Genomic DNA, 12,583 nt, shown 5'->3' on the forward strand with positions numbered 1-12,583 from the left:
TAAAAACTTTATAACTTATATTCTAAGCGTTGTGCACAATATTTTCAACGAAAAATCATGCTTTTCGGCAATTTTTGACATAGAAAAACCGGAGAATTTAACCTCCGGTTTTCAAACAAATTACTATTTTCAAAAAAATGATCACTTAAATAATACGTCTATCTGTTCCTGTAAAACAGCCGTAACGTCATCAATGCCCTCAAGTGCAAGCTCATCCTGCATTTGAGTCACGATATCTTCAGCTGTGCCATCATACTTCCCGTAGGATATCTGCTTCATATAAGTGCTGTAAATCTCATTACACTTTTCTATTTTGCCCTCTATCTCGGTTTCATCGGGAACAAACTGCCCATAGGGATAATCCCTCTTCTTTTTCTCATAGGCTGTGTAAAGCTCATCTACCGTATCCCAGTTTGTCTTTGCGTCGCGAATCTCATTATTGTCGTTTCTGCCCCACCAGAAGTTGGTTATGTCATATATATTGTCAGCTTCCGGATTATAGCCTTCAGGCTGATCGCGAAGCCCCTGCTCGTTTATCGAATAAGAAACTCCCTCTATTCCATAGCATATCAATCTATAGCAGACAGGATCGTTTCGCAAAAGATCATATACCATAAGTGCGCGCTCGGGATTTTCAGATGCCGCCGAAACCGCCATAGCACCGTGAGTGATAATCGGTGCAACAAGGTTCCCGTTTTCCTGCCCAAAGTAAAAGAATCCTGAGCTTGCATCCGGATTGTCCTGATATAGAATATTTTCACCCGTTTTTGAGCAAAGATTTACATAGGTCTGTGTGTGATGCTGTTCCAGTGCAACCTGCCCTTTTCTGTATTCCTCGCGATTATCAGCGCTGCTGTTCGTCATAACATCCGAAGGCCACACTCCCCTGGCATCCCACTCTTTCATGAGCCTTGCATATTCAATAAGCATATCCGTATCCTGCATTGCAGGAACATATAATGTATAAGGATCTTCCAATGTCCCGCCCCACAGATTGGATGAACACAGCCCCTGAATAGGTACATAATCGCTATGGGAAACTATCCATCCCTCTGCCATATTAAGATACTGCGTACCATCGGCATCCCAAACTTCCTTAAGTTCGGGATGAATACTTCTGACATTCTCCAAATACCGGGTTAACTCTTCCCAATTTGTAATGCCGTCTTCCAGCCCCAGTTCCTTTGCAAAATCCATACGATAGATAAATCCATGGTTTGTCCACTGAGTATAATTATCCTCGGGCATAAAATAAATATCGTCATTGTACTTGCACATATCCCAATGTTCAGGTGTAACTGACTCATAGGTAAGGGGCGCATATTTTTTCAGCATATTTTCCGACAGAGGTAAAAAGACACCTTTTTTAGCATTTATCCATCCGTCAAGCCAGTCGGTCGAGGCTCCCACCAGATCTACGCTTCCATCAAGCAATGCCAGCTTCTCATTATAGTTTTCGAGGTAATTATCCCATTCCACAAAATCAATATTAAGCTCGGCATTGACCTTCTCATTAAGTGTCTCATTAAGCTCAGCTATGGTCTCCCTGAGTCTTTCAGCCGCTTCTCCAACCGGCTTATCTCCTGTCGTAAGATAAGTTATGACAACATGCTCCGAGGTATCAATACCTGAAGTATCAAAACCGCCCTCTTCTTCACTCTCTGTAAGTGAAATGCCGGCAGTCCCGTTCTGCATTTCTTCGGACACAACAAAACCGCCCTCCTGCTCTGAAGCAGTAGGCTCGGCAGGCTCATTCGGAGGAACCGCTTCATTACACCCTGCCGTACCGAGCACAAGTATTAAGCTGATAATTGCGGAAAGTGCCCGTCTACTCATAAAAACACCCCTGGTTACGTAAACTACATATACAATTTAATTATGTCATAAAACAGCGATGGGAATTATTATATTTGTATAAAAAAACAGCTATCCTTTCGTAAAGGAAGAATAGCTGTTTCCCATAATATTCAATTAAATTCGCAGGCGATATAAGCCACTCCGTTTGCATCCTCGTAGCAGGCAATTCCTATCTGCGTGGACTTGCTCAAAAGATTTGCCCTGTGAGACGGGCTGCGATACCAGGCTGCCATTATATTCAGCGTTCCTTTTTTCTCGTCATTGTCCGCCCGTGCCAGATTTTCGCCGTAGATACCGGAGCCTACTGTATACCATGCGCTTCCATCAGGTCTCGTGTGATCGAATCTCGCCGGTAGTTCACTTGCTCTGATAGCTGCGGACTGGTTAAGCGAATCCGATACAGTAAAAGCAGGAAGCCCTAATTCACCTCTGAGCGCATTCATGTAGGCAACCACCTCACCGGTATTTACCGTCTTTGCCCTCGCGGTGATACCGCCCGATACAAAAATCATAACTGTGATACACAAAATAAAATGAAGCTTAAGCAGGCTGATCCTTGTTGTACTCATATTCAATTTCCCCCTCAACAAAATAATAATCTCCATATAGGCGACCATATTTTTATAAATATATTATCGTGCAAAAATTTCAAGAAATTATAAAATTTCTGTAAATTTTTGCCGAATTATATCATTTCCATGATTATATACAATAAATAGTCGGATAATTGACAATTTTTAGAAAAAATTTCACTTGACCTTAATAATACTTGATAGTCTGCTTCCTTTGTGGTAATGTATATGTAGTTTTAAATACTACATGAGATAGTTATTTCTATTATCTCATTGTGGATTGCATATTGGAGGAAGGTATGACAGCAAAAGAGTTAAAGAGTTTTTTCAAAGAACACCTCGTTCCATCCAAACTGTACAAGATTGGTAAAGAGCGTGACGGCAGAGTGTGTCTGACCAAGAATAAAGAATTTTGGGAAGTGTATTTCCTGGATCATAAGAAAAAGATCGGTCTTATGAGATATACCGATGAAAATAGCGCATGTCTTTCCATGATGAATGAGCTCAGAAAAATAATGGAAAGTTTTTACGAGATAACCTGGAAACCAACCAGAGCATAATAAAAGGCTATATCCGCAACTTACGGATATAGCCTTTTTCTTTTGTTTTTAGCTTCTGAAATATAGGATTGCACAAATAATTGATAATGCCCAGAACATGAACCCTACGTAGGTTGTCCATCTGGAACTGTCATATTTTTCCTGTGCGATGTAGTTTTCCTTTATTAGTTCTATTCGTTCCTCCTCGTGACCGTCATAAAGCGGAGGTCCGGCTTCTTCCTCTTCACCCTCTGATTGTTCTTCGGATTCAGCCTCTTCCTCAGCTGCGTCCTCCTCGTCCGTCTCAAGAGCAATGTCTTCTATGGTTGGTTCTTCAGGCTCAGGTACAGGCATCTGAATATCTTCTCCGGATATTTCAGCCGTCCCGGGGCCTTCCTGTTCTCCATTTTCTTCATCCTCATGCCCCAATAAATTGGGATCCTTGAGCTCCGGCTTAGGCGGCCTGTTAAACTCTCCTGCGGTAAAAAATCCCATGCCTACAAGGAATATAAAAAGCGAATAAACCAGATATATCTTGTTATGCTCCATATAAGTCCTACCTCATAAGAAAAAGTATACTTAATATTTTTGAATCTCAATTCCTTCAGGTGCCACTTTTTTCAGCTTTTTGGCATATTTCTTTTTAACAGCCTTCTTGACATAAAATACAGCAGTTTCACTTATGTCTCTAAAGCAGGCTTTTCCGAAGGTTTTTATTTTCTTTGACTTGATTGTAATTTCATTAAGATGCGAGCAACCTGCAAAGGCACACTTTCCTATCTTGGTTACATTCCCTCCTATTGTAACGCTTTCAAGGTTTTCATTATCCTCAAAAGCCCTTGGAGCGATCGCCGTTATCTTGGCGGTGATATTGCCTATCTTGACTTTTCCCGGTATATCAAGAGAAGTCACTTCTTCATCAGTCATCTCTAAGAATGTGACCTCAAAATCTCCCGTTGCCTTAAAAATACCCATGTCAGTTTCATAGGTTTTACCCTTCTGAAGCTTGGTCTTTACGCTCTTATACTTTGGCCAGTAATAATCACGTGCAAGCTCGCCTCTTTCCCTGGCTCGCTCCTCCTTGTCCGCAGGAACTTCAAAATAGTAGCACCAATCATGTCCCGCTCTATAAGCCCCTGACTTTGAGTTTTTCACTCCCCGAAGAACCGAGCATGTGTATGGATAATACGTGTCCAGCTCATATTCAAGGTAATAGAGCTGCCCCTCCAGTTCTTCCCAGTCATAACCGTGGTCATTACACCAGGCTCTAAGTCTTGACATTCTCTCTGCATGCCATTGGCAAATGCCATAGCTTGTACCACCATCAGATAATGCTTCCGTCCTGAACGAGGATTCCTTTTCAATATTTGCAAGAACACCGGCACCGGCAGCATTGTTGAAATTCATTTCTTCTCTTAGAAAAAAGAAAATCTTTTCCTCATTGCTATTTCCATGCAAAGATGCAGCCTTTGCACCCATTCCGGGCACAAGCAGACTGCATCCCAATATACATAATATTCCCAGAATTATTTTTCCCCAAACTTTTTTCATACACATGTCCCCTTTTCACATTGGCTTTTCGTAATAGAATGAGCTCTTTCTGATAAAGCCAATCTCCTTATAATTTATAATCTGCTCTGTACTACCTATGAACAGAACTCCGCCGGGAGCAAGAGAAGCATAATACTTTCTGAAAATTTCATCCTTAGCTTCCTCTGTGAAATAGATAAGCACATTTCGACATACAATAAGATGATAATCCTTCGGATAAGGCTCTCTCAAAAGATCTGCCTGCTTAAAGTTTACACGCTTTTTAACATCATCGCAAACACGCCACTTATCACCTTCCTGGGTAAGATATTTCTTCTTAAGGTCGGCCGGAACACCCGATACTTCCTTGGCATCATAGACGCCTGCTCTTGCCTTCGCAAGCGCTACAGTGTCAATATCCCACGCCATGACATTGATCTGATTGAGTGGCACATGATTGGACATGAGCATGACAATCGTATATGGCTCATCACCTGTAGAGCAGGCAGCGCTCCAAATCTTCAGGTTCTTACCAAACCTGTTCATCAGCTCCGGCACCATCTGCTTATCCATCAAATTCCACTGATCGATGTTTCTGAAAAACTCGGAAACATTGATTGTAAGATAAGTAATAAAGGTTTCTCTTGCAGTCTGGTCCTTTTTGATAAGATCCATATACTGATCATAACCCTTACATTCTGTCTTACCGATGAGCGTATCAATTCTGCGCTTCATCTGCTTTTCTTTGTATGCATTAAGATCAATCTTTGTGAGCTTATAAACTTCGCCTTTAAACCACTCATAATCAACTGCCATATCTTATAACCCCCTTATAAGTTGATACGTAAGAAAATTAAGCGATTATCACTATTTTCATTGTAGCCCACATCATAGATGAATGTAAAATTAAATATATATAAACATAATTATGTAAATATAACTAATTCAGTTTATCTGCTTATTTGAGCGTATCGCCCTAATATCATCATTCATCCCTCTGATATACTTCCTATATGCCAGATAATTAAACAGCCATATGAGAAAATAACATACCAGAAAAGCCACTGAAATTATCCAAAATATAGGATTATCAAGTCTTAACCATCCCTGCACAGCAGCAAGAATAATGAATCCCGAAAAAGTTATAACAAAATGGGTCGCAGTTGCTCTAAAAATGCTCCACTCCTCTATTTCATATATAACGCTTCCTCCCATGGGTATAGCGCCGTATATTCCTCCTGCCAAAAGTTTCAAAAGGATTTCGCCGGCAAACACCATAGGACCATCCGCATTACCATTAGCCAAAAAGCTTATGAAAACACCAATAGCCAGTCCTATCCAAAATCCTATTGTTGCTAAAACAATTCCTTTTTTTATCAATCTATTCATGATACTCACCACCTCTTCGCATAAAGCTAAGCCTCTTCTGCAAGTCCTTGACAAAGCGTCTCGCAACCCAGGTTTCGCTTCCATCTTCAAAGGATACATGAATAGTACCAGTGATACTCAGATCAAACCCCGAAATCCTTTTAATATTAACTATTTCTGCGCGACTTATTCGTGCAAAAAATCTTTTATCAAGCCTGTCTTCCAAGTCGCGCAGCGCTCCCCTTACTTCATATACCCCCGCCATGGTACACACCTTCAGCTTTCTGCTCTCGGTATATATACGAATAATATCGTTAATATCAATTAGTATCTCCTTATCCCTGTCCTGAACTACTATTTTGGACATGATATTCCCAAGTGCATACTGCTCGATACTCTTTATAATGTTTTCTACCAGTTCATTCTTTTCACTTGCCCTGATTATCACCTGCGGCTTATCATGCTCAGGGTCATACTCAAAGCGAATGTTAATTCTATCATCCATATAGAGTAAACACTTTCCGATTTATACGTTATATTTTAGTCTTCATAATGAAAACATATTGCCAGGAAAAACATGTATTTCTCTCACAATTATACTATATTTCACTATGGTTCAAAACTAAAATACGTTTATCACAAAATGATACTTTCAGGATTATTATTCTTTAGCCTCAAGATATGAATGTGTTTTTCCCCAAATATTTTTACTGATAGCTATATGTGATATATGCAGTATCTGCACTATTTCTTGTATTACCTGATGCACTTACCCTTATATTATCATTGTCTGTTGCGGAAATAGCGTTGGTGTTACAAAGAGTCCAGTACTGATCAGCAGTTCCTCTGTAATTAATCTGAGTGAGCTCATGAGCCGTCGGATGATCCTGAGCAAAAGCACCGGCGCCAATCGACGATACCGAAACCGGAAGTGTTATGGTTGACAATTTATATATACTGTCAAATGCATAAGCACCTATAGTTTCAAGTTGGCTGTTTACACCAAAGCTTACGCTGGTAATTCCGGTTCCGCTATTATATATACAGCAATTGCGGAATGCAGAATTACCTATAGATTCCAAGCTATCAGGAAATGCTATAGTACAAGTCAAATTATCATTATAAAAAAAAGCGTAATCACCTATGGATGTAAGTCTGCTTCCATTCGTAAATACAAGACTTGAAATTTTTCCATGTTCATTCATCGAAAATGCACTATCCGCAATGGTTGTTACAGTTGAAGGAATGGTTAGTGTTCCTGAAATCGCTTTTTGATTTCTAAATGCGCCTTTCCCAATACTAATGAGCCCTTCATTTAAGGTAACCATGGCAAGCTCAGGATTCCTGTCATAAGTAACAGCAAATGCCCCTTCACCAATGCCGGTCACAGATGTTGGAAGTACAAGTGCAGCAAGTGCAGTATGGTTATCAAATGCATGTGCACCTATATAAGTAACGCCATTTCCAATCACTAGTTCTGTGATATATGCTTTATATTCGTGCCAAGGAGTGTTGTAATCCCCATAAGACCACGAATAATCTGTCATCGCGCCATTTCCGGTTATTTCAAGTCTATAAGTTGTATTAGATGTCCTATACAGTGCATAAGAAACATTGCCTGAAGTCCCTGCCATAACTGCATTTATAACAGTAACGCTGCACGTCCTGCTAGCTCCACTTCCATCTGCCGCAGTACAGGTTATCGTGGCATTTCCTGCTGCTACACCACTCACAACCCCGGCAGCAGTAACCGTAGCTATAGCAGTATTTGAGCTTTTGAAAGTGACATTTTTATTTGTCGCATTTGCAGGGGCTACTGTTGGAGTCAAAGTAAAAGCCCCACCAACAGGTATTTGATTTGATGTGTAGTTTAGAGTAATGGACGCAACCTTGATATCAGCATTGCCTTGGTTGTCATCATTTCCTTGGTTATCATCTTTACCTTTGTTGTCATCATTGCCTGAATCATCCTTCGCGTCTTCATTAACTGTTACTGTACATTTAGCACTTTTCCCATCAGCTATAGCAGTGACAATTGTCTGACCTGCTCCCATCGCAGTAATAACGCCTGAATCAGATACCGTTACGACAGCCGCATCTGAGCTGTTAAAGCTAACTTTCTGATTCGTGGTTGTTTCAGGAAATACCTTAGCTGTTATTCTTTTTGATTCACCCTTTTTTAGCGTAACATTAGCCATATCAAGTTCAACACTCTTTGCAGCTACTTTATTCACAACCTTCAGCGTGATCACACATTTATTCTTTTTGTCTTTTGAAGCAATCGTAATTTTGCATTTCCCTATTTTTCTTCCTGTGATCACACCTTTGTTTGTAACCTTGGCTATATTTTTGTTACTCGAAGAGTATTTTAAATTCTTGCCGGATAAAATCTTCTTTCCGGTATCACCACTGATTTTGATTTTGTATCCTTTTGTAAGCAGAATTGTTTTCTTTGAGGACTTCTTTTTTAAATCTATTGTAATATTATGAGTTCCCCCTGCAGCCCTAACACTGACTGCCGGCAAAGCTGCAAAGAGCATGATGAATAGAGCCAAAATACATAGTCCATGAAATTTGCTTTTACTATAATAATATTTCAAATTTTTCATAAGCACTTAGCACCTGCCCTTCTGTATTTATTTCACTGTTATTCTAAATGTCCCTGTGACAACTCCCTTTTCATGGTTCTTATCTCCCTGCGCGGTAACCTTAACCGTGATATCATAAGTTCCTTTCTTTACACCCTTCTTGATTGTAACTGCTCCTGTACTCTTATTTATACTTGCTACATTACTTCCCTTTACTATGAAATATCTCTTTTTACCTATAGCCTTGGATGCCCTGAACAACTTGCCATACGGAACTACGAGACTTGATTTTTTAATCTTTGAATGTTTAACTTTGTAATTCTTGTGGGTCTTTATCGCAATCGGATTCGGAGCCTTTTTAATCTTCCATTTAAAGGATTTATTCTTTTTGCTTCCATCCGGTCATGTATAACCGTTCTTAAGTTTCGCTGTAGCTTTATAACTACCGGCATTTGTTCCTTTATTACCGGTAATTGTATATCCGGTTCCGGAAGCAACACCTGTCTGTGTTTTGCCATTATATACAGGATTATTCACCTGCGGTATACTTGCAATCTTACGCCCAATCTGAGATGTAGCACCATCGCCGCCACCGGCTCCTCTATCATCATTTTGTCCTCCTGAACCTGAATTACCGCCGGCAGCTCCGGAATTACCGCCGCCAGCTCCGGAATTACCCCCGGCACCTTCTGCTCCACCTGATCCTGAAGATGACTCATTACCGTTTGGATTATTCTTGTCATATTTACAAACCGTACATATGCCCTTGTCATCAAATTTATGATCCTCACCAATGCTGTATGCCCCACATACATCACATGTACCACTGTATGTATGGTATGAACTGCTTGTTATGGTGATAGTGGCATTAGGATAATCAGAATGGTGTTCAGTCCGTGTCGTATCCGGTTGTTCTCCATATGCATTTACAGCTGTTCCATCGAAAATTTTTCCGCACTCAGTACACTCTGTACAGACGGTATGAGTAGTCCCAGTTTGGGATATAACATGATCCTTATATGAATGAGCATAACCGCATACTGTTTCAGCCGCATGCACATGTATACCATCCATAGTTACAAAAGCCATAGACACGGTCATTGCAATTGTCATGACCGTCGATATCATTCTAAAAATCTTCTTTTCATAGGCCGCTTCCTTTCCTGTCTTTCCTCATAATCGATTTACAAGTAGTATCAGAATAACTAAATGATATCTTAGGGTTATATATGTTCAATAGGTTTTGTCTAAGCGGTCGTTTCCCGTGTCTAAACGGTCATTGGTTTATGTAAATTTTCCGGCTGGTTTATTACTAGTTAATATTGTCGTTCAAGGAATAGCAAATCAATTATCTACTATGAACACAAAAAATGGTGTATGTCTATGACATACACCATTTTGCTCAATTTCATATAGGACTTTTATAATGCCTCAAAATCAATTCTGATTATTCAGCATCCTGCTCAGCGATAGCCTTCTCAATATCTACTGATACAACATCACCGCTCTCCTCAGCTTCGTCCTTCTCGGGAGCTGTAAGAGCCTTGATGCTAAGGCTGATCTTGCGATCTGCTTCGTTGAAATCAACGATTCTGGCTGTAACTTCCTGACCGATGCTAAGTACATCTGAAGGCTTCTCAATGTGCTCTCTTGCGATCTGAGATACATGAAGAAGTGCGTCGATGCCGGGCTCAAGCTCGATGAATGCACCAAAGTCAGTCATTCTTGCAACCTTACCGGTTACCTCGTTACCAACTGCATACTTGGAATCAGCATCCTTCCAGGGATTCTCATCATCAAACTTTCTGGAAAGAGCGATCTTGCTGCCGTCGATACCCTTGATCTGAACCTTAACTGTATCGCCAACCTTGAAGGTCTTCTTAGGATTCTCAACACGTCCCCAAGACATCTCAGAGATATGAAGAAGTCCGTCTGCGCCGCCGAGATCGATGAATGCACCGAAATCTGTAACGTTCTTAACAACACCTTCAACGATATCGCCAACACCGATTGTCTCAAACAGCTTCTTAGCCTGCTCAGCCTTCTCAGCTGTGATGAGCATCTTGCGGTTACCGATATATCTTCTGCGCTTAGGATTGTACTCTGTAACTACGAACTGGATCTCCTGTCCTTCGTACTTGGAAAGATCCTTCTCGTATGTATCTGATACAAGACTTGCAGGGATGAAGATACGAACTTCATCAACTACTACTGTAAGACCGCCATCGAGAACCTGAACAACCTTAGCTGTAAGTACTTCCTGGTTGTTATAAGCCTCTTCGATACGCTTGTTTCCTCTGTCGAGGGCAAGTCTCTTGTATGAAAGGATAACCTGACCGTCTGCATCATTGGTCTTAAGGACTTTGACATCCATTGTGTCACCTTCCTTAACAACCTGAGTAAGATCGATACTGTTATCGTTACTATACTCGCTCTTGGTAAGTACACCATCTGATTTATAGCCAATGTTAAGAATAATCTCATCAGGCTTCACAGATATAACAGTGCCTTCAACGACCTCCCCCGTATGAATTGTTTTGAACGACTCATTGAGCATTTGTTCAAAAGATTGTTCTGACATGATTCTGAACCTCCTCGATAATGTTCTTTGGGGTGGACGCCCCGGCGGTAATACCCACTAGTTTAACCGCTTTAGGAAGTTCTAAATGCAAGTCATCCAGTGTCTGAATAAAATATGTATTGGCACACTTCTTACTGCATATCTCATACAGTTTCCTTGAATTAGAACTGTGCGCTCCGCCTATCACTATCATAGCATCGACTTTAGCAGCAATAGCTTCCGCTTCTGTCTGTCTTTCTTCAGTCGCACTACAAATAGTGTTCACAACATTAACATTGTAGCGCGTATCTGAAAATTTATCAACGGTTTCTTGAAATTTATTTGTATTAAATGTTGTTTGTGATACTATACAGATTTCCGTTCCCTCTTTCAGGTTTAAAGCCTCCGCCTCTTCAGGGGATTCCACCACGAAAACAGGTCCCGTAGCATAACTCACAATACCGTCAACTTCAGGGTGTTTTGCGCTGCCTACAACCACTATTGTTTTGCCCTCTGCGCTCTCTTTCTCGACTATGTTGTGAATTCTTTTTACAAAAGGACAGGTCGCATCGACATAGTCAAGGCCCTGCTTTTCAATAAGTTCATAGATTTCCTTGCGGATTCCGTGGGATCTGATGATTACGATCCCCTCCGTAAGCTTCTTTAAATCCTCTGCACCTTCAATTACCTGAACGCCCTGCTTTTCAAGATCCGAAACCACAGTTTCATTATGAATGATAGGGCCGTAAGTGTAGATTTTTTTACCCTTATTCTTTTCTATCTGGTCATATACCACGTCAACGGCTCTGGTTACACCAAAGCAGAAGCCGGCATGTTCGGCGAGAATAACTTCCATAATGTTTCGTCCTTTCCCCTCATCCGGCGCTACGCGCCGGATGAGGGCATTAATGTTCCTTATACAGAGATATAATCCTGTCTGCCACTTCCTCGATTGTCATATTGGAAGAGTCGACCTCCACCGCGTCATCTGCCTTTTTAAGCGGTGAATTTTCTCTTGTCATATCTCTGTGGTCTCTTTCCTTGATATCTGCCTCAATCTCATCGATGTTGCAGGTTTCGCCCTTTTCGATAAGCTCTTTGTATCGTCTCTCGGCGCGTACTCTGGTTCCCGCGGTAAGATAAATCTTAAGCTCTGAATCAGGAAGGACAACAGTTCCGATGTCTCTTCCGTCCATGACAACATCTGTGGTCTTAGCCTGCTTTCTCTGGAGCTCCACAAGCTTTTCTCTCACCTTCGCATTTGCGCTGGTCTTTGAGGCCATAGCGCTTACCTCTTCTGTCCTGAGGAGTGAGTTAACGTTTTCTCCGTTGAGATAAACTACCTGCTCTCCGTTCTCATGTCCTATGGAAATATCTGCGCTGTCGATGTTCTTTTCAATCTCTGCGCTATCATCTCCGGATACACCGTTTCTTATCATGTGAACGGCCATTGCACGATACATAGCGCCCGTGTCAATGTATATGAATCCAAGCTTTTTGGATACGATCTTTGCAATTGTACTTTTGCCTGCTCCTGCAGGTCCATCTATGGCAATACTGCTTCCCATA

The 12,583-nt window shown here is 41.1% G+C and carries 14 protein-coding genes; 1 reads left to right on the top strand and 13 read right to left on the bottom strand.

From position 1 onward, the window contains the following. Positions 1-141 precede the first annotated feature (141 nt). Together BLR42_RS06870 and BLR42_RS06875 are read right to left on the bottom strand one after the other, a co-directional pair. Positions 142-1,836, bottom strand: a complete 1,695-nt coding sequence (locus tag BLR42_RS06870) for a DUF3502 domain-containing protein (protein WP_091867751.1) — start codon at positions 1,834-1,836, stop codon at positions 142-144. A 131-nt stretch (positions 1,837-1,967) separates the two neighbouring features. Then, entirely contained in the window at positions 1,968-2,426 is a 459-nt protein-coding gene (locus BLR42_RS06875; RefSeq protein ID WP_170832661.1) for a CAP domain-containing protein, read from the bottom strand. A gap of 302 nt (positions 2,427-2,728) precedes the next feature. Here BLR42_RS06875 and BLR42_RS06880 point away from each other — a divergent pair, with 302 nt between their 5' ends. Then, positions 2,729-2,989 carry a hypothetical protein gene (locus BLR42_RS06880; protein WP_022761413.1) on the top strand — a complete coding sequence of 87 codons (261 nt, stop codon included), beginning with the start codon at positions 2,729-2,731 and terminating at the stop codon, positions 2,987-2,989. A gap of 48 nt (positions 2,990-3,037) precedes the next feature. Here BLR42_RS06880 and BLR42_RS06885 read toward each other — a convergent pair whose 3' ends face one another. The 11 genes from BLR42_RS06885 to cmk all read right to left on the bottom strand — a co-directional run bounded on the left by BLR42_RS06885 (position 3,038) and on the right by cmk (position 12,582). Then, entirely contained in the window at positions 3,038-3,517 is a 480-nt protein-coding gene (locus BLR42_RS06885; protein WP_091867756.1) for a hypothetical protein, read from the bottom strand. Positions 3,518-3,547: 30 nt separating this feature from the next. Beyond that, positions 3,548-4,519 carry a phage tail tip lysozyme gene (locus BLR42_RS06890; protein ID WP_170832662.1) on the bottom strand — a complete coding sequence of 324 codons (972 nt, stop codon included), beginning with the start codon at positions 4,517-4,519 and terminating at the stop codon, positions 3,548-3,550. A 15-nt stretch (positions 4,520-4,534) separates the two neighbouring features. Further along, a complete protein-coding gene (locus BLR42_RS06895; protein ID WP_022761410.1) occupies positions 4,535-5,314 on the bottom strand; it encodes a CheR family methyltransferase in 780 nt (259 codons plus the stop codon). Positions 5,315-5,443: 129 nt separating this feature from the next. Continuing rightward, positions 5,444-5,887 carry a DUF3021 domain-containing protein gene (locus BLR42_RS06900; protein ID WP_170832663.1) on the bottom strand — a complete coding sequence of 148 codons (444 nt, stop codon included), beginning with the start codon at positions 5,885-5,887 and terminating at the stop codon, positions 5,444-5,446. Beyond that, positions 5,880-6,371 carry a LytTR family DNA-binding domain-containing protein gene (locus tag BLR42_RS06905; RefSeq protein WP_091867762.1) on the bottom strand — a complete coding sequence of 164 codons (492 nt, stop codon included), beginning with the start codon at positions 6,369-6,371 and terminating at the stop codon, positions 5,880-5,882. The genes BLR42_RS06900 and BLR42_RS06905 overlap by 8 nt, the downstream gene beginning before the upstream one ends. Before the next feature lie 202 nt (positions 6,372-6,573). Continuing rightward, the gene (locus BLR42_RS06910; RefSeq protein WP_170832664.1) at positions 6,574-8,421 is read right to left on the bottom strand and encodes a leucine-rich repeat protein; all 1,848 of its coding nucleotides are present in this window, start codon (positions 8,419-8,421) and stop codon (positions 6,574-6,576) included. 81 nt (positions 8,422-8,502) lie between these two features. Continuing rightward, positions 8,503-8,715 (bottom strand): cadherin repeat domain-containing protein, encoded by a 213-nt coding sequence (locus tag BLR42_RS06915; protein WP_091867767.1) that lies wholly within the window; start codon positions 8,713-8,715, stop codon positions 8,503-8,505. 141 nt (positions 8,716-8,856) lie between these two features. Continuing rightward, positions 8,857-9,582 (bottom strand): hypothetical protein, encoded by a 726-nt coding sequence (locus BLR42_RS06920; RefSeq protein ID WP_091867770.1) that lies wholly within the window; start codon positions 9,580-9,582, stop codon positions 8,857-8,859. Between the two features lie 319 nt (positions 9,583-9,901). Then, positions 9,902-11,035 (bottom strand): 30S ribosomal protein S1, encoded by a 1,134-nt coding sequence (rpsA, locus tag BLR42_RS06925; RefSeq protein ID WP_022761606.1) that lies wholly within the window; start codon positions 11,033-11,035, stop codon positions 9,902-9,904. Then, positions 11,016-11,870, bottom strand: coding sequence for a 4-hydroxy-3-methylbut-2-enyl diphosphate reductase (ispH, locus tag BLR42_RS06930; protein ID WP_091867772.1), 855 nt, complete (start codon positions 11,868-11,870; stop codon positions 11,016-11,018). Before ispH ends, rpsA begins: the two co-directional genes overlap by 20 nt. A 49-nt stretch (positions 11,871-11,919) precedes the next feature. Beyond that, positions 11,920-12,582 (bottom strand): (d)CMP kinase, encoded by a 663-nt coding sequence (cmk, locus tag BLR42_RS06935; protein ID WP_091867774.1) that lies wholly within the window; start codon positions 12,580-12,582, stop codon positions 11,920-11,922. Position 12,583 lies beyond the last annotated feature (1 nt).

This window comes from Butyrivibrio sp. INlla16 (assembly GCF_900104155.1).
Taxonomy (GTDB): Bacteria; Bacillota; Clostridia; order Lachnospirales; family Lachnospiraceae; genus Butyrivibrio.

Coding starts and splice junctions, on each gene's coding strand:
- BLR42_RS06870 (WP_091867751.1), bottom strand. CDS start 1,836: ATGAGTAGACGGGCACTTTCCGCAATTATCAGCTTAATACTTGTGCTC.
- BLR42_RS06875 (WP_170832661.1), bottom strand. CDS start 2,426: ATGAGTACAACAAGGATCAGCCTGCTTAAGCTTCATTTTATTTTGTGT.
- BLR42_RS06880 (WP_022761413.1), top strand. CDS start 2,729: ATGACAGCAAAAGAGTTAAAGAGTTTTTTCAAAGAACACCTCGTTCCA.
- BLR42_RS06885 (WP_091867756.1), bottom strand. CDS start 3,517: ATGGAGCATAACAAGATATATCTGGTTTATTCGCTTTTTATATTCCTT.
- BLR42_RS06890 (WP_170832662.1), bottom strand. CDS start 4,519: ATGAAAAAAGTTTGGGGAAAAATAATTCTGGGAATATTATGTATATTG.
- BLR42_RS06895 (WP_022761410.1), bottom strand. CDS start 5,314: ATGGCAGTTGATTATGAGTGGTTTAAAGGCGAAGTTTATAAGCTCACA.
- BLR42_RS06900 (WP_170832663.1), bottom strand. CDS start 5,887: ATGAATAGATTGATAAAAAAAGGAATTGTTTTAGCAACAATAGGATTT.
- BLR42_RS06905 (WP_091867762.1), bottom strand. CDS start 6,371: ATGGATGATAGAATTAACATTCGCTTTGAGTATGACCCTGAGCATGAT.
- BLR42_RS06920 (WP_091867770.1), bottom strand. CDS start 9,582: ATGATATCGACGGTCATGACAATTGCAATGACCGTGTCTATGGCTTTT.
- rpsA (WP_022761606.1), bottom strand. CDS start 11,035: ATGTCAGAACAATCTTTTGAACAAATGCTCAATGAGTCGTTCAAAACA.
- ispH (WP_091867772.1), bottom strand. CDS start 11,870: ATGGAAGTTATTCTCGCCGAACATGCCGGCTTCTGCTTTGGTGTAACC.
- cmk (WP_091867774.1), bottom strand. CDS start 12,582: ATGGGAAGCAGTATTGCCATAGATGGACCTGCAGGAGCAGGCAAAAGT.